Source organism: Amycolatopsis sp. NPDC004378, assembly GCF_053602455.1.
Map to the genome: position 1 here is coordinate 905,091 of NZ_JBSGDR010000001.1, position 15,976 is coordinate 921,066.

Here is a 15,976-nt window from a genome sequence, read left to right on the forward strand (position 1 = left end):
TACCCTTCACCACGTGAGTGAACCGATCAATCCACCGGACGTTACGGGTGCGTTGCGGCACACGCCGGAGCTGCCCAAGAGGCTGACCGACCTGACTCCGGTGGTGATCGTAGGCACCACGATCTGGGCTGTCGCGTTGGTGGTGCTGTTCTTCACGACTTCGGGGCTGTGGGTGCAGACGGCACTGTCCGGGTTCGTGCTCGGTTTCATCGGGATGGCGATCATCGGCTGGCAGCGTGCCGCCGCCCGCCGGGGCTCGAAGTCGGCGCAGCGGCTCTGAGGTCTGCCGGCCCTGCTTACGCGAGGAGTGTCCGCGGCGAGGGGTCGTCGAGCAGCGCCGTGATGAGGTGCCGGTCGGGCCACCGCTCGGCCGCCCAGGCGAACGCCCTCGCGAGGCCCTCGGACGTGTCGGCCGCGTGCAGCCGGCCGTCGGACCACCACTGGACGTCGCGTTCGGCGTCCTGGATCCGCACGGTGAGCGGGTCGTGCACGAGGACGCCGCCGCCGGGCAGCCGGATGCCGAGCTGGTCGGCGACGAGCTTCAGCGCGGGCAGCTCGGCCCAGGGCGCGTACTCGCCCTCGCTGACCACCCGGGCTTCTTCCGAGCTGGCGAGCGGCAAGTCGACCAGGAACGAGAGCCGGCCGGGGTCCGCGGGCGCGGCGACGAACCGGTCCGGCTCCAGCGCCCCGGCGACCCACGGCACGTCCAGCACCAGTGCACCGTCCACGACGGACCCGTCGGCGGCCCGCACCGCGTCCGGCGCATCGGGTTCGAACCCGGATTCGACGACCGCGTCGTAGGCCCGCGCGGCGAGTCCCGGCGTGATCCGCCGGTCCCGTTCGCCGAGCCTCGCCAGTACGTCGAACGCCTCATCCACAGTGGACAGACTCAGCCCGGTGCGCACCCCGGCGATCTCGAGAAGTTCCTCGCTCAGGCCGACTTCGGGGACTTCGTCGAAGAGCCCGGCCAGGTCGGCGCCGGGGAGGCGCCACTCGTGGGGCGCGGCCCCGCCGAGCACGGCGTACTGCGAGATCCACCAGCGGGCGTGCCCGTCGGGCGTGCGCAGGGCGTGCCAGGTCTCCGGCCGCGCGGCGAGCAGCCTCAAGGCGGCGGGCCAGGCATCGTCGTCCACGAGATCGAGGTCCCGGATGGCGACGAGCGTCGACGGCGGTTCCGCCAGCGAGTCCCACCAGGCTTCCTCGTCGGGCAGGTCGTGATCGGGCTCGTGCGGCTCGTCGTCGACGACCAGCGCGAAGGAGTCGAGCACGCCCGCGGCCTTGAGCGTCTCGACGGGCCAGTCTCCGGCGAAGTCCTCGTCGAGGACGTCGAGCGCACCGTCCTCTTCGAACACTTCCGCGTCGAAGATGTCCAGCAGCGGCGAGGTGGGAAGCGCGAGTTCGTCGGCACGGCGCCACGAGTCGGTGGCGGGCAGCGCGAGCGCGCCGACCCAGCGCGGGGCGTCGTCCCCGCAGTCCGCGATCAGCCTGAGCACCGCGCCCGCGAGCGTCGTACCGTCCAATCCGGACCTGACGTCGTCGACACTGCGCTCGACGGCGTCGCGGAGCTGATCGGCGTTGAGCAGCTCACGCGCGTCGGCTTGCTTGGCCCCCAACCGTTCCAGCAGCGGGTGCGACGCGGCGGGATGCACGAGCCGCAGCCCTGGAATGTCCACATCGGACAACAGTTCGAGGAGTTCAGCCGACCCTTCGACCAGCAGGCAACCCCTCGCACCGGGCAGCGTACGACCGTCGGAGAGCGGGACAGGCAGACCGTCGAGCCTTTCCGCGGCAAGGGCGTGGGACTCGACAGCCTTCGCCAGTGCGGCGTAGACGTCCCGCCACCAGCCAGGCTCACGAGTGACGCCGGTAAGCGTTTCCAGCACTTCTTCGATGCTGACCACTTGCACGGCAACGGCTTTCAGCACGCCGGCGGGCGCTTCCCCCTTGATCAGCCCAGGAACGACGTCGGCGATCAACGCGGCCAACCCTGGGACGTCGACGTCGAGCACCTTCGCCTGACGGCCCGAGACCTCGCTGTCGTCCTGAGTGGACAGCCAAGGCTCTTTGCTCAGGTTCGCGAGCACTTCGTCCCGCAGCTTGGCATCCACAGTGGACTTGGGAAACCCGGGTTCGGGCACGAGCGCGAACCGCCGTTCCGGCGGCAGCAGCCGAACAAGCCGAACGTACTCGGTGGCGGCGTCTTCCAGGGCTTTGTTCAGCTCGGGCCCAGGCAGCGCACGACGCCGGGAAGGCTCGACGGGAACGGCCGCGAGCAGCCGGGCAGGCAGCGACAGCCCGTCGTCGGTGGGAGTGGGCGCGTGCAGAACGTCCGACCCGAGCGGCTTCGGAACGCCGTCGACATCGACGGGCACGGCCCACACGACGTCACCACGATGAACCAGCCACCTGTTTTCCGTTACCGGCCCCCGAATCTCGACGACATCACCCGCGGCCCGCCGCGTCCAAACGCGACCCTCGATGTCTACTTCGGACAGCCAAGGCAAGGCGAGCAGAAGATCACTGACGTCTTCGGCGAGCTGCTCCAGCAGCGCGCGCCCGTCAACCTCGTCCCGCAACGGGAGTCGAACCTCGGTGTCGAACCCCTCGGGTACGTCGGCATCGACCGGCCAGGGCAGCCGCAGCACGGGAACGTCGCCTTCGATACCGGCGGCTTCTCGGGTCCTTTCGGCGGAAAAGACCACTCCGCCGGTCCGGGAAACGACGCTGGGCGTGTCGGAAACGGTGCGGACAGCGGCAAACCCGACCCCGAACCGCCCGACGGTTGCCCCGGTCTTCCCGGAAGCCCGCAGCGACGCGAGCGAGGCAACCCCACGCGCGTCGAGGGGCGCGCCGGTGTTGGCGAACCGCAGTTCACGGTCCACAAGGGACACCCGCACCTTGGCGGGCGTCCCGGCGGCCATGGCGGCGTCGGCGGCGTTCTGGGCGAGCTCGACGAAGAGCCGATCCCGATAGGCACCGACGCGCAGGTCCCGCTCGACGTTGGTGTCCTCGAGGAGCCGGGTGGGCGAGTCCTGCCAGGCGCGCAGGGTGGCATCCCGGAGCCGCGCGGTGCCGAAGGGATCGGCCCCGTGCGGCTCAGAACCCGCGCTGCCCACGCTCGTCGTCTTCGCCGGCTTCGGACTCACCCGGCGCGGCGGTGCCGGTCTCCGCACCGGCGGCCGACGCCTCGGTGACAACCTCATCGGTGAGCGCGGCGACGGGAACCTCGGCTTCCGCCTCCGCCCCACGCCCGCCTTGCTGCGCGTCGCTCTCGGCGACCACCTCGACGGGAGCCGGCTGGCCCTCGGGCGCAGTCTCTCCTGACTGCACGGCTTCGGCCGACTCGTCGACCACGACACCCACCTGGCCCGAAGCAACCGCATCAGCGGCTTCGGGTTGCGTCGACTCCGGCTGCGCCTCGACCGGCTCGGCAGCAACATCAGCCGCAGGCGACTCGGCATCGGCGGACTCAGCCGCAACCTCCGGCTCGACCTCGGCGGGCGCCAAATCGGCTTCCGCAATCCCGGTCTCCGGCTCGGCCGCCGCCGACTCCGGCTCGACCGCCGCCTCCACAGTCTCCGCGGGCTCCGCCTCCGCGACCTCCGGCTCCGCCTCGGCGACCGCCACCTCGGCGGTCTCCGGCGTTGCGGCCTCCGGCTCCGCCGCCGCCTCCGCGGGCTCCGGCGCTGCCTCCGCTTCCACGGCCTCCGCCTCTGCGGGCTCTGCCTCCGCGACCTCCGGCTCCGGCGCTGCCTCCGCCTCCGCGACCTCCGGCTCCGGCGCTGCCTCCGCCTGCGCGGACTCCGCCTCCGTACCCTCCGTCGCTTCCGCACCCTCCGCCACCGGCTCGAAGTCCAGCAGCGAATCGTCGTACACCAGCTCGGCCACCGGGACCGACGACGTCACCTCGACCTCGACCTCCGAGTGTGCTCCGCAGCCGTACTCCACGTCCACGACGTGACCGTCCGCCGGGGAGATGTCGTTGCTGCACACCCCGAACACCCCGCGCAGCGAACCCGCCAGCGGCACGAAGAACCCGCACGTCCCGCACACATCCGGCGCGCTGCGGGCCATGTCGGAGCGCGGGCCGAACTCGCCCGAGTGCCAGCGGGTTGCCGCGTCCGTGCGGCCGAAGCGGGACAACACGTGCACCCGGCCCAGGCCCGCCTCGTGCGAGACCTCCTCCACCGCCGGGTCGTCCGACTGCAGGTACGCCGGGGCCAGGCGGGGGTCGTTGTCGTCCGTGGGGAAGATGTCGCCGACGCCCAGGTCGCCCGCGCGGACTCGGCGCTCCCACGGCACCCAAGCCGGGGCGATCAGCGCCGACGGGCCCGGCACCAGGACGACCTCGCTCGTCGTCACCGGCTCGTCGTCGCCGGCCAGGGCCACCGTTACCGACCAGCGCCAGCCGCGGTAGCCCGGGACCTGGGCCTCGAACAGGTGACTCGCCGTGACCGCGTCCTCACGGGAGACCCCCACGTGGGCACCGATCTGCTCCTCCGGGGCGTCTTCGAGCACCGCCGCGCGCGCGAACTCCACCGCATCGGCGAGCTTGCGCTGCACGGAACCGTCGTCGAGGGTCAGCAGCAGCGTCATGCGGCCAATTGTGCCGCACGCATCTCCGGCGCCCGTGCCAGGCTGTTCCTCGTGCGCACGCCGATCGTCACCACGCTGCTGCTGGCCGCCGCCCTGGGCGGCTGCGCCGGGGCGCCCGCCCAGGACACCGGCCCCGAGCAGCTCACCGTCCAGGTGGTTTCGACGCTGCCGCACGACCCCGCCGCCTTCACCGAAGGCCTCGAGTTCGCCGGCGACACCCTCTACGAGAGCACCGGCCTCGCCGGCCAGTCGACGCTCACCGCGGGCCCGGCCGGCGGGCCGCCGAAGACCACCGCCACGCTCCCCTCGCCGCTCTTCGGAGAGGGCGTCACCGTCCTCGGCCCGACGCTCTGGCAGCTCACCTGGCAGGACGGCTTCGCCATCGAACGCGACTCGAAAACCCTCGCCGAGCTGCGGCGGGTGCCGTTCCAGGGCGAAGGCTGGGGGCTCTGCCACCAGGCCGGCGGACGTCTGGTCATGAGCAACGGCTCCGCGCAGCTGACCTTCCGCGACCCGAAGACGTTCGCCGTCACCGGCAGCGTCGACGTCGGCCGCGACCAGCTCAACGAGCTCGAGTGCGTCGGCGGCGACGTCTACGCAAACGTTTGGCACACCGACACCATCCTGCGGATCGACGCCGCCACCGGGCACGTCACCGGGAGCATCGACGCAGCTCGGCTCCGTGCCCAGCTGAACGAAACCGGCACCGAAGACGTGCTCAACGGCATCGCGGCCGTTCCGGGCACCGACGAGTTCCTCCTCACCGGCAAGCAGTGGCCGGTCACGTTCCGGGTGAGGTTCGTCCCGAAGCACGACTGAAGCACGGATGAGCAGGCGGAACCGACCCCCGGTAAGGCAGGATTGAGACGTGGCACTCTTCGGCTCCCGCTCCGGCTCCGACGGCCCGCGCCCCGAGCGCGGCCGCAAGTCGAAGCGCCGCTGGACGCCGGAGCCGGGTGGCACGCAGGCCAAGCCCTGGCGGGAGGCGGTCGCGCCGCCGCAGGGCCACACCCGCGTCGAGCACCACAGCCCGCCGCCGCCGACCCGCGTCGAGCACCAGAGCGCGCCGCCGCCGCCCCGCGTCGAACGCCCGGTGCCGCCCCGGCAGCCGCCGCCGCGCGTGCCCAACGCGAACGAGGCGCCGACGGCCGCCGCCCCGATGGGACAGCGGCCGCCGCGTGGCGCGCGCCCCTACCCGCCGCACGACCCGAACCGCACCGACCGGATCCACCGGGAGCCGCCCGGCTTCTACCAGGGTGAACGGCCCGGCAGCGGGGAGTACGAGCACTACGACACCGGTGGCTACGCGGGTGAGCCGCGGCCGCCGGAAGAGGCGCCGCGCGAAGAACCGCGGACGCCGGGCGGCACGCCGAAGCTGCCGAAGAAGATCACCGTCACGCGGGTCGCGGCGATGCGCAGCCGGCAGCTGACCGGCCAGGCCGTCGGCGCCTTCCAGCGCGCGACGAAGGCCGACGGCGCCGAAAAGTCCGGCCTGACCTCGCTGACCTACGCCGTGATGCTGAACTACGCCAGCGACGCGGCGATGGCGATCGCGCTGGCCAACACCCTCTTCTTCGCCGCGACCAGCGGCGAGAGCAAGGGCAAGGTCGCGCTCTACCTGCTCATCACGATCGCGCCGTTCGCGCTGGTCGCGCCCGTGATCGGGCCCGCGCTCGACAAGGTCCAGCGCGGGCGGCGGCTGGCGATGTGCGCGTCGTCGATCGGTCAGGGCCTGATGGCCGTCGTGATGGCGCTGCACTTCGACGACTGGCTGCTCTACCCCGCCGCGCTCGGGATGATGGTGCTGTCCAAGTCGTTCACCGTGCTCAAGGCCGCGGTGACGCCCCGGGTGCTGCCCTCGGAAATCACGCTCTCCAAGACGAACGCCCGGCTGACGACGTTCGGGCTGGTCGCGGCGGGTGTGTTCGGCGCGCTGGCCAGCGGCGTCAACGCCATCTCCGGCTCGGCGGGCGCGCTGTGGTTCACCGCGCTGATCTGCGTCGCCGCCGCCGTCCAGTCCATGCGGATCCCGGCCTGGGTGGAGGCGACCGAGGGCGAGGTCCCGACGTCGCTTTGGGCGCACCCCAAGGAGAAGAAGCGCCGCCAGCCGATGGGGCGCCACATCGTCGTCGCGCTGTGGGGCAACGGCTCGGTGCGCGTGCTCACCGGCTTCCTGATGATGTTCGCCGCGTTCGCCGTCAAGGCGCAGACGGAAGGCAGCGGGCACAGCCCGTTCATGCAGCTGCTGCTGCTCGGCGTGATCGGCGCCGCGGCCGGCGCCGGCGGCTTCCTCGGCAACGCGCTGGGTTCGCGCCTGCACTTCGGCAGCCCGGACCAGGTGATCGTCGGCTGCGTCGCGGGCTGCGTGCTCGCCGCGCTGGTCGCGACGATCCTGCCCGGCCTGGCCACGGCCGCGATCGTCGGCCTGGTCGGCGCGACGGCCAGCGCGCTGGCCAAGATCAGCCTCGACGCCGTCATCCAGGAAGACCTGCCCGAGGAGTCGCGCGCGTCGGCGTTCGGCCGCTCGGAAACCGTGCTGCAGCTGGCCTGGTGCCTCGGCGGTGCGGTCGGCCTGCTGCTGCCGCCGACGTACTGGATCGGCTTCCTGGTGATCACGGTCGTCCTGGTGGTCGGCCTCACGCAGACGTACCTGGTGCGCCGCGGCGGCTCGCTCGTGCCGGGTCTCGGCGGCGACCGGCCGCTGCGTCCCGAACCGACCGGCAGCTTCCCGGCCCAGGGCCTGCCCAGGGACCCGGCACCCCGCCGGTAGGCTCCGGCGCATGCGAAGTTCCCGGGTGGTGGCCCTCCTCGCGGCCGGTGGGTTCACGGTGGCCGGCTGTTCGGCACCCGGCCCGGCGGAGGTCACGTTCTACGCCGACGGCCACACGATCACCACCACGCCCGTGCTGACTTGCGACTACTCGCGGCAGCTCGCGCAGCCGTGCAGCGCGAGCGGCGACACGCGGACGCTGAAGGTCCGCCCGGGCAAGCCCGTGCAGATCTCGGTGCCCGGCGAGGTCGCCGACGCGCCGTGGCAGATCGTCTACGAGTACGTCACGCCGCAGGGCGAGTACAAGCAGAGCGACCCGATCCCGTTCACGTCACTGGACCGCTACGCGTACACGGTCACGCCGCCGACGCCCGCCGACCGCATCTCGGCGGTCGACGTGCAGAAGTACACGGCCGTGCTGAACGCGGGCACCGGCGAATCGGGCCTGCTGCCCAGTGACGTGTGGGGTCTCCGGCTCGAAGCCTGAGGCTCAGGGATCGAGGTCCCGGGCGACCGCGCGCATGATCTCGCCGATCTGCTTGGTGTGCTTGCGGTCCGGGTAGCGGTTGCGCCGCAGGTCCGGCTGCACCTTCAGCTCGAGCAGCTTGATCATGTCCTCGATCAGGCCGTGCAGCTCCTCCGCGGGGCGGCGGCGCGCCTCGGCGACGGACGGCGGCGGGTCGAGCAGCCGGACGGAAAGCGCCTGCGGCCCGCGGCGGCCGTCGGCGACGCCGAACTCCAGGCGTTGCCCGGCTTTGAGCCCCTCGACGCCCTGCGGCAGCGCGGCCTTGCGAATGTAGACGTCGGCGCCACCGTCCTGCGTGACGAACCCGAACCCCTTCTCCGCGTCGTACCACTTGACCTTGCCGGTCGGCACTTCCCTCACCAATCCTTCTGCTGTCCCGCTCACGACGAACGCGCCCGGGGGCGTACCCAGGGCGCGCTCCTGAAAGGGTATCTCGCCACACGCCCTGGGGAGAAGTCGATACTGCCGGATACGCTCTGCTTCATGAGTAAGGCGACGAAGGAGGCCGCCGTGGCCGCCCCCGGCAAACCGTTCCTGATGCGCATCGGCATCGGCTTGTTCGGCATCGGCATGCTCGCCGTGCTGACCGTCTTCATCATGTTCGCCGCCGGCCTGGAGAACCTGCCGATCTGGCTGTCCGTCGCCGCCGGCGTCATCACCCCGCTGGGCCTGCTGCTCGGCCTGATCGCGCTGGTCCGCGAAGCTCGCGCCAAGAACTGAGGGTCTTCTCGAACCAGGCGGGAAACTCCGTCAACGAGTCGAACACCACTTCGGCGCCTTCGCTCAGGAGCAGCGCCCGGTCGCACGGCCCGGTCGTGACGCCGACCGCAACCGCTTTCGCGGCGAGCGCACCCCGGACGTCGCCGGCGTGATCTCCGACATACACCCGCGCGTCGTGCGCCAGGAGGGCCTCCGCCTTCCGCGTCGACCACAGCTCGCCGACGACCTCGTCGACCTCCAGGCCGAGCGCGTCGACGTGCAGTTGCGCGTTGGGCCCGTACTTCCCGGTGACGACGAGCGTGCGCCCGCCCGCGGCCCGGACCGCGCGCAGCGACTCGACCGTGCCCGGCAGCGCGACCGTGCTCGGCACGACCATGTCCGGGTACAGCGCGCGGAACCGGTCCACGAGGCCGGGAATGCGCTCCTCCGGCGCTTCGAAGCCGCGCAGGATGTCGTCGAGCGGCGGGCCGAGGTTGGCCGCGAACGCGTCGCCGTCCAGCGGCAGGCCGGATTCGACGCCGAGCGCGTTCATCGCCGCGGCCATGCCCGGCCGCGCGTCGATCAGTGTCATGTCGAGGTCGAACCCCACCGTGATGCCCACGCTCCACACGGTACTGGCCACCACCGACAGTTTTACACGTCAACCGATCATGTACAGCATCTTGACAGTGGAGCAATCCGTGTCAAGGTGAGTGTGTGACCAGCTTCACCGACCGGACGAAGGCGTCCCTGCGGGTGGCCCTGCTCGACGCCGCCGCCGACCTGCTGCCGGACCGCGGGCACGCGGGCCTGCGGATGGCCGACGTCGCGGCCCGGGCCGGGGTGAGCAGGCAGACGGTCTACAACGAGTTCGGCAGCAAGGCGGCGCTGACCCAGGCGGTGGCGCTGCGCACCGCGTCGGAGTTCCTCGACGGGATCCGGCAGCGGTTCGAAACGGCGGACGGGCTCCTGGCGGGCATCCACCACGCCGTCGTCTACACGATCGAGCACGCGCGGGAGAACCGCCTGGTCGCGGCGGCGCTCGGCACCGAAGCCGGCGAGGACCTGCTGCCCCTGCTCACCACGAAGGGCGAGCCGATCCTCACCGCGGCCGCCGACCTCGCCGCGGAGCAGTACCGGGAGTTCGAACCGGGGCTGTCCGCCGAATCCGCCGCCCTGCTCGCGGAGACCGTCGTGCGGCTTTCGCTGTCGCACCTGGTGCTCCCGACGCACTCGGCCACGGAGGCCGCCGACTCCGTCACCGCCGTGCTGGCACCCGCCATCCGCCAATTCGTCCACAATGGAGTGACACGATGACCGACACCCGCGCCGAGCTGCGCACCGGTTTCTCCTCGCTGCGCAAGGGCGGCCTGAACTGGGACTCGTTCCCGCTGCGGCTGTTCGTCAAGGGCAACAAGAAGTTCTGGAACCCCGCCGACATCGACTTCAGCCGCGAACGCGAAGGCTGGGACACCCTCAACGACGAGCAGAAGCGCAGCACGACGTACCTGGTCGCGCAGTTCATCGCCGGCGAAGAGGCGGTCACCGAGGACATCCAGCCGTTCATGCGGGCGATGTCGGCGACCGGCCGGTTCGGCGACGAGATGTACCTGACGCAGTTCTGCTTCGAAGAAGCCAAGCACACGGAAGTTTTCCGGCGCTGGATGGACGCGGTCGGGCTGACGCAGGACCTCCACCCGTTCGTCGCGGAGAACCCGCACTACCGGAAGTTGTTCTACGAAGAACTGCCGCAGTCGCTGCGCGCGCTGGAGGAGGATCCCAGCCCGCTGAACCAGATCCGCGCGAGCGTGACGTACAACCACGTGATCGAGGGCAGCCTGGCGCTGACGGGCTACTACTCGTGGCAGCTGATCTGCACCCAGCACGACATCCTGCCGGGCATGCAGGAGCTCGTCCGCCGCATCGGCGACGACGAGCGCCGCCACATGGCGTGGGGCACGTTCACCTGCCGGCGGCACGTCGCCGCGGACGACTCCCTGTGGGACGCGGTGCAGCAGCGGATGGGCGAGCTGCTGCCGCACGCGCTCGACATGATCCAGTGGGTGCAGGACCAGTTCGAGGAAATCCCGTTCGACAACGACCCGCAGGAGATCATCCAGTACGCGGCGGACCGCGCCCAGCGCCGCCTGGGCGCGATCGAGTCGGCACGCGGGATGCCGGTGGAGCAGATCGACCTCGACTACTCCCCCGAGCACCTCGAAGAGACCTTCGGCGAAGAAGACGCGAAGGCGATCGCTGAGGCCGCCGCCGCGGTGTCCTGATCCGTGCCACGAAGGGCACCTTCACGGCTACTAAGCCGTGAAGGTGCCCTCGCGGTTTCGATCAGAGGCCGACCGCGCCCAGGGTGCCGCTCAGCACGCCCTGGCCGGCGCCGTCGTCGTGGCTGCCGGTGCTCGAGTGCGTGTCGCTCGAGCCCGCACCGTCCGGGGTGGCCCAGCCGGCGTGCTGGCGGTACTGCGCACCGCCGTCACGGCTGGTCTTGGCCGACGTGTCCCGGTCGGCCGCGCCGTCCTTCGAGGCGACGCCCTCGTGCTGCGAGAACCGGCTGTCGCCGTGCTTGCCGGTCTTCGCCGACGTGTCCTGCGTGGTCACGCCGTCCTTCGAAGCGCTGCCTTCGTGCTGCCCGAACCGGCTGTCGCCGTGGCGGTCCGCGCTCGCCGACGTCCCGCTGGTCGCGGCGCCGCCCGGGCCGGCCGCGGTGGAGTTCTCGTCGAACGAGCTCCCGCCGTGGTTCGTGCCGGCCCGCACCGAGTGCGTCGCGGCGCCGTCCGGTCCGGCCTGGACCTCGGTGCTGCCGAAGCTGTCCGCCGAAGCGATTCCGGCGGCGCCGAAGGTCAGCGGCAGGGCCAGTGCCCCGGCGGCCATGGTGCGGCGGATCGTGCGCATGAAGCTCCCCTTTTCGTTGACGGATACGGGGTTTCGGGTCCGGGACGCTCTCACCGTCCCGGAGCCCGGTTGCCCGCCGCCACGAAGATCATGCGTGCGAAAACCTGTGGTCCACCCCACCGCCGCGGTGACCAATCCGGACCGGACGGGCCACCGAAGCGTCACGCGTGCTTCGTCGACGCCGCCTTCTCCAGCCCGAGCAGGCTGATCGACTTCTCGCGCATCTCGACCTTGCGGACCTTGCCGGTGACCGTCATCGGGAACTCCTCGACGACGTGCACGTACCGCGGGATCTTGTAGCGCGCGAGCTTCCCTTCGCAGAACTCGCGCACCTTCTCCACGGTCAACGGCGAAGCGCCCTCGCGCATCCGGATCCAGGCCATCAGCTCCTCGCCGTACTTCTCGTCCGGGACGCCGATGACCTGTGCGTCGAGGATGTCCGGGTGCGTGTAGAGGAACTCCTCGATCTCACGCGGGTAGAGGTTCTCGCCACCGCGGATGACCATGTCCTTGATGCGGCCGGTGATGTTGACGTAGCCGTCGCCGTCCATGATGGCCAGGTCACCGGTGTGCATCCAGCGCGCCGCGTCGATCGCGTCGGCCGTCTTGTCCGCCTGCTCCCAGTACCCGAGCATCACCGAATAGCCGCGCGTGCACAGCTCGCCCGGTTCGCCGCGCGGCACGGTCAACCCGGTCTCCGGGTCGACGACCTTGACCTCCAGGTGCGGCCCGACGCGCCCGACCGTCGAGACGCGCCGCTCGATCGAGTCGTCCGAGCGCGTCTGCGTCGACACCGGCGACGTTTCGGTCATGCCGTAGCAGATCGACACCTCGCTCATCCCCATCCGGTCGATGACCTGCTTCATCACCTCGACCGGGCACGGCGAGCCGGCCATGATGCCGGTGCGCAGCGACGAAAGGTCGAAGCTCGCGAAGTCCGGGTGGTTGAGCTCGGCGATGAACATCGTCGGCACGCCGTAGAGCGACGTGCACTGCTCCTCCGCGACGGCCTCGAGGGTGGCGCGCGGGTCGAACGCCGGCGCCGGGATCACCATGCAGGAGCCGTGGCTGGTGCACGCGAGGTTGCCCATCACCATGCCGAAGCAGTGGTAGAAGGGCACCGGGATGCAGACCTTGTCGTACTCGGTGTAGCCGCAGAGCTCGCCGACGAAGTAGCCGTTGTTCAGGATGTTGTGGTGGGACAGCGTGGCGCCCTTGGGGAAGCCGGTCGTCCCGGACGTGTACTGGATGTTGATCGGGTCGTCGGCCGAGAGGGCGGCCTGCTTCTCGGCCAGCACCGCGGGGTCGCCCTGCCAGCCCGCGTCCAGCAGCGCCTGCCAGCTCTCGCCGCCGAGGATCACGACGTGCTCCAGCGCGGCGCACTTCTCGCGCACCTCGTCGACCATGGCCGGGTAGTCGGACGTCTTGAACGCGTCCGACGCGACCAGCATCCGGATGCCGGCCTGGTTCAGCACGTACTCCAGCTCGTGCGAGCGGTAGGCCGGGTTGATGTTGACCAGGATCGCCCCGATCTTGGCCGTCGCGTACTGCAGGCACGTCCACTCGGCCCGGTTCGGCGACCAGATCCCGACGCGGTCGCCCTTGCCGATGCCCCGCGCGAGCAGCCCCAGCGCGAGCGCGTTGACTTCGGCGGCCAGCTCCCGGTAGGTCCACCTTCGCCCGGCGTAGCGGTCGACCAGGGCGTCTCGATCACCGAACGCGGCCACCGTCCGATCGAAGTTGTCCCCGATGGTGTCCCCGAGCAGCGGCTTTTCGGAGATCCCCGAGGCGTAGCTCGGCAGGGCGGGCGCGTCAGGCATGGTGCCTCCTGAAGTCGGCGGTGACTGCCGCCGAGTCTAAGAACCGAGGCACCGGGGAGCCAGTTCGGTGAGAAGATGTCCGGCAGGGACGACTGGGGAGGAACCCGATGCGAAGAATCCTGGCTCTGCCTTTCGCGCTCCTGCTGCTCACGCTCGCGGTGGCCGCGCCGGCGACGGCGGCGACCCGGGTGATCGTGCTGCCCGGCGCCAGGTCCGCCGAAGGGATCACCGCCGCCGGTGGCGGTGAGTACTACACCGGCGACCTCGTCGCCGGCACGATCTTCCGCGAAGACCTCGGGCGCGGCACGGCCGAACGCTTCATCGAAGCGCCACCCGGCACCACGGCGGCCGGTGTGGACCTCGACCGGCGCCACGACCTGCTGTTCGTCGCCGGCGGGAACGGCGGCAAGGCCTACGTCTACAACGTCCGCACCAAGACGAAGGTCGCGGACTTCACCTTCGGCGACCCGCGGACCTCCTACGTCAACGACGTCGTCGTGACGCCGCAGGGCGCGTGGTTCACCGACTCGTACCACCCGCAGCTGTTCTTCGTGCCGGACGCGGCCGGCGTGCTCGGCACGCCGCGCACGCTGCCGCTGAGCGGGCCGGGCGCGGGTGGTTCCCCGGGGAACTTCTTCATGAATGACGTCATCGCCACGCCGTCCGGCGACACCCTGCTGGTGGCCGCCACGACACCCGGCAAGGTGTACACGATCGATCCGCGCACGGGAGTCAGCAAGGAGATCGCGGGCGTGAACTCGCCCAGCGTCGTCAGCCTCGTGCTCGAAGGAAACCGGCTCTGGGCGGTACAACTGGACGACAGGATCACCCGGTGGTGCCTCGACGGCGACCTGAGCCACGGCACCGCGGCCGGCACGATCACCGACCCGCTGTTCGACCAGCCGGTCTCGGCGATCAAGGTGGGCAACCGGCTGGCCGTCGTCAACTCCCACATCTACAGCGGCTACCCGCCCACCAGTCCGACCTACGAGGTCCTCGTCGTCGGCGCGTAAGGTTCGAGCGGACTTCGAGGGGGCGATCGATGGCCGGGTTCCGCGACGAGCTGACCCAGCTGCTGCAGGCGCGTTACCCGCTGCTGGTCGTCGAGACGCACGAAGAGCAGCGGGTCCTGCGGGAGATCCGCGCGGTCGCGGAGGACCAGCAGCGGCTGCGGACCCCGCGCCGCGTGTACGTCTGGTCGTCCACCACCGGGCTGGCGCCGGCGGGCGGCCCGCCGATCAACGAGACCCGTGCCGCGTCCGCCGCGCTCGAGCGGGTCTATGGCTGGGGCGAGCCCGCCGTGTTCGTCTTCGCGGACCTGCACCCGTCGCTGGTCTCCGAGGGCGGGCACCGGCCCGACCCCGAGGTCGTCCGCCGGCTGCGGGAGCTCGCCGCCGCGTTCAAGACGCGCCCGGCGCCGCTGAGCCTGATCCTCGTGTCGCCGTCGCTGCCCGTGCCGCCGGAGCTGGAGCACGACGCGACCGTCGTCGACTTCCCGCTGCCCGACGAGCGCCAGATCGGCGAGCTGCTCGACGGCATGGTGGCCGCCCACCGGCAGCACGTCCGGATCAGCATCGACCACGAGGACCGCGACCGGATCATCGCCGCGGCGCGCGGGCTCACGTTGCCGGAAGCCGAAAACGCGTTCGCCAGGGCGCTCGTGGAAGGCGGCGGGCTCGACCCCAGCGACCTCGAGCTGATCCTCGCCGAGAAGCGCCAGGCCGTGCGACGGTCCGGGATGCTCGACATCGTGCCCGCGGAGACGAGCTTCGACGCCGTCGGCGGCCTCGACCGGCTCAAGCGCTGGCTCACCAAGCGCACCGGCACCTGGACGCCCGCGGCGTCGGCGTACAACCTCGCAGCGCCGAAGGGCCTGCTGCTCACCGGCGTCCCCGGCTGCGGCAAGAGCCTGTCCGCCGTGTGCGTGGCGAACATGTGGCGGCTGCCGCTGCTGCGGCTGGACCTGGGCCGCGTCTTCGCCGGGCTCGTCGGGTCCAGCGAGAAGAACATCCGCACGGTCATCCGCACCGCGGAAGGCATCGCGCCCTGCGTGCTCTGGGTCGACGAGATCGAGAAGGGCCTCGCCGGCGCGGGCGGCGGAGGCGACGGCGGCACCGCGCGGCGCGTGTTCGGCACCTTCCTGTCCTGGATGCAGGAGAAGTCGGCGCCGGTGTTCGTGATGGCCACCGCGAACCAGGTCGGCTCACTGCCGCCGGAGTTCCTGCGCAAGGGCCGGTTCGACGAGATCTTCTTCGTCGACCTGCCCTCGGCGCCCGAGCGCGCCGCGATCTGGCGGATCCACTTGCGCCGGCGCGTCACGGACGCGTTCGTGGCGAGCGAACTGCGGCTGGACGACGCGCTGTTCGCCGAGCTCGCCGACGTCAGCGCGGGCTACAGCGGCGCCGAGATCGAGCAGGCCGTGCTGGCCGGGCTCGTCGACGCGTTCGCCGAGAAGCGGCCGCTGCGCCGCGACGACCTGGTGCGCGCGGTGAAGTCGACCGTGCCCCTGTCGGTCACCCAGGCCGACGAGATCCTGGCCATCCGGAACTGGGCGGAGACCCGGGCCGTCGCGGCGACGGACACATCGGTTCCGGTTCCGGAGCCCGCCGCGGCACCGCCCCCGCCGGCCCCGAACGGGAGGACGATCGACGTATGACG

Annotated in this window: 15 protein-coding genes; 9 read left to right on the forward strand and 6 right to left on the reverse strand. The window is 71.2% G+C overall.

From position 1 onward, the window contains the following. Positions 1–52: 52 nt before the first annotated feature. Positions 53–280 (forward strand): DUF2530 domain-containing protein, encoded by a 228-nt coding sequence (locus ACWEN0_RS04460; protein ID WP_451969860.1) that lies wholly within the window; start codon positions 53–55, stop codon positions 278–280. A gap of 16 nt (positions 281–296) precedes the next feature. Here ACWEN0_RS04460 and ACWEN0_RS04465 read toward each other — a convergent pair whose 3' ends face one another. Both ACWEN0_RS04465 and ACWEN0_RS04470 read right to left on the reverse strand, forming a co-directional pair. Beyond that, on the reverse strand, positions 297–3,116 hold the full coding sequence (locus ACWEN0_RS04465; protein ID WP_451969861.1) for a sacsin N-terminal ATP-binding-like domain-containing protein: 2,820 nt from the start codon (positions 3,114–3,116) through the stop codon (positions 297–299). Further along, positions 3,097–4,596, reverse strand: a complete 1,500-nt coding sequence (locus ACWEN0_RS04470; RefSeq protein WP_451968849.1) for a DUF3027 domain-containing protein — start codon at positions 4,594–4,596, stop codon at positions 3,097–3,099. The genes ACWEN0_RS04465 and ACWEN0_RS04470 overlap by 20 nt, the downstream gene beginning before the upstream one ends. A gap of 51 nt (positions 4,597–4,647) precedes the next feature. On the opposite strand from ACWEN0_RS04470, the gene ACWEN0_RS04475 reads away from it, so the two are divergent. Genes ACWEN0_RS04475 through ACWEN0_RS04485 form a run of 3 tightly spaced genes read left to right on the forward strand, consistent with a single transcriptional unit; the run spans position 4,648 to position 7,853 of the window. Further along, complete coding sequence (locus tag ACWEN0_RS04475; protein ID WP_451968850.1) at positions 4,648–5,415, forward strand: glutaminyl-peptide cyclotransferase; 768 nt, start codon at positions 4,648–4,650, stop codon at positions 5,413–5,415. A 49-nt stretch (positions 5,416–5,464) separates the two neighbouring features. Further along, entirely contained in the window at positions 5,465–7,366 is a 1,902-nt protein-coding gene (locus ACWEN0_RS04480) for an MFS transporter (RefSeq protein ID WP_451968852.1), read from the forward strand. Between the two features lie 10 nt (positions 7,367–7,376). Beyond that, positions 7,377–7,853 (forward strand): DUF2771 family protein, encoded by a 477-nt coding sequence (locus tag ACWEN0_RS04485; RefSeq protein ID WP_451968853.1) that lies wholly within the window; start codon positions 7,377–7,379, stop codon positions 7,851–7,853. A gap of 3 nt (positions 7,854–7,856) precedes the next feature. Here the strand turns inward: ACWEN0_RS04485 and ACWEN0_RS04490 are convergent, their stop codons facing one another. Beyond that, positions 7,857–8,243 carry a cold-shock protein gene (locus tag ACWEN0_RS04490; protein ID WP_086861937.1) on the reverse strand — a complete coding sequence of 129 codons (387 nt, stop codon included), beginning with the start codon at positions 8,241–8,243 and terminating at the stop codon, positions 7,857–7,859. 132 nt (positions 8,244–8,375) lie between these two features. Here ACWEN0_RS04490 and ACWEN0_RS04495 point away from each other — a divergent pair, with 132 nt between their 5' ends. Next, positions 8,376–8,612, forward strand: coding sequence for a hypothetical protein (locus tag ACWEN0_RS04495; protein WP_451968855.1), 237 nt, complete (start codon positions 8,376–8,378; stop codon positions 8,610–8,612). Here ACWEN0_RS04495 and ACWEN0_RS04500 read toward each other — a convergent pair. Continuing rightward, positions 8,548–9,213 (reverse strand): HAD family hydrolase, encoded by a 666-nt coding sequence (locus ACWEN0_RS04500; protein ID WP_451968857.1) that lies wholly within the window; start codon positions 9,211–9,213, stop codon positions 8,548–8,550. The genes ACWEN0_RS04495 and ACWEN0_RS04500 overlap by 65 nt on opposite strands. Before the next feature lie 95 nt (positions 9,214–9,308). Between ACWEN0_RS04500 and ACWEN0_RS04505 the strand changes: the two genes are divergently transcribed. Then, entirely contained in the window at positions 9,309–9,908 is a 600-nt protein-coding gene (locus ACWEN0_RS04505; RefSeq protein WP_451968860.1) for a TetR family transcriptional regulator, read from the forward strand. Next, entirely contained in the window at positions 9,905–10,873 is a 969-nt protein-coding gene (locus tag ACWEN0_RS04510; RefSeq protein ID WP_451968862.1) for a R2-like ligand-binding oxidase, read from the forward strand. Before ACWEN0_RS04505 ends, ACWEN0_RS04510 begins: the two co-directional genes overlap by 4 nt. 61 nt (positions 10,874–10,934) lie before the next feature. On the opposite strand, the gene ACWEN0_RS04515 is transcribed toward ACWEN0_RS04510, so the two are convergent. Both ACWEN0_RS04515 and ACWEN0_RS04520 read right to left on the reverse strand, forming a co-directional pair. Beyond that, positions 10,935–11,498, reverse strand: a complete 564-nt coding sequence (locus ACWEN0_RS04515) for a hypothetical protein (RefSeq protein ID WP_451968864.1) — start codon at positions 11,496–11,498, stop codon at positions 10,935–10,937. A 161-nt stretch (positions 11,499–11,659) separates the two neighbouring features. After that, positions 11,660–13,318: an AMP-binding protein gene (locus ACWEN0_RS04520; protein ID WP_451968865.1), complete on the reverse strand. Its 1,659-nt coding sequence runs from the start codon at positions 13,316–13,318 to the stop codon at positions 11,660–11,662. 107 nt (positions 13,319–13,425) lie between these two features. Here ACWEN0_RS04520 and ACWEN0_RS04525 point away from each other — a divergent pair, with 107 nt between their 5' ends. Both ACWEN0_RS04525 and ACWEN0_RS04530 read left to right on the forward strand, forming a co-directional pair. Next, on the forward strand, positions 13,426–14,331 hold the full coding sequence (locus ACWEN0_RS04525; RefSeq protein WP_451968866.1) for a hypothetical protein: 906 nt from the start codon (positions 13,426–13,428) through the stop codon (positions 14,329–14,331). A gap of 29 nt (positions 14,332–14,360) precedes the next feature. After that, on the forward strand, positions 14,361–15,974 hold the full coding sequence (locus ACWEN0_RS04530; protein ID WP_451968867.1) for an AAA family ATPase: 1,614 nt from the start codon (positions 14,361–14,363) through the stop codon (positions 15,972–15,974). Positions 15,975–15,976: the final 2 nt, after the last annotated feature.

Bases quoted from the DNA above. Each gene is read 5' to 3' on its own strand.
- ACWEN0_RS04470 (WP_451968849.1), bottom strand. From the start codon at position 4,596: ATGACGCTGCTGCTGACCCTCGACGACGGTTCCGTGCAGCGCAAGCTC.
- ACWEN0_RS04485 (WP_451968853.1), top strand. From the start codon at position 7,377: ATGCGAAGTTCCCGGGTGGTGGCCCTCCTCGCGGCCGGTGGGTTCACG.
- ACWEN0_RS04495 (WP_451968855.1), top strand. From the start codon at position 8,376: ATGAGTAAGGCGACGAAGGAGGCCGCCGTGGCCGCCCCCGGCAAACCG.
- ACWEN0_RS04510 (WP_451968862.1), top strand. From the start codon at position 9,905: ATGACCGACACCCGCGCCGAGCTGCGCACCGGTTTCTCCTCGCTGCGC.
- ACWEN0_RS04515 (WP_451968864.1), bottom strand. From the start codon at position 11,498: ATGCGCACGATCCGCCGCACCATGGCCGCCGGGGCACTGGCCCTGCCG.
- ACWEN0_RS04520 (WP_451968865.1), bottom strand. From the start codon at position 13,318: ATGCCTGACGCGCCCGCCCTGCCGAGCTACGCCTCGGGGATCTCCGAA.
- ACWEN0_RS04525 (WP_451968866.1), top strand. From the start codon at position 13,426: ATGCGAAGAATCCTGGCTCTGCCTTTCGCGCTCCTGCTGCTCACGCTC.
- ACWEN0_RS04530 (WP_451968867.1), top strand. From the start codon at position 14,361: ATGGCCGGGTTCCGCGACGAGCTGACCCAGCTGCTGCAGGCGCGTTAC.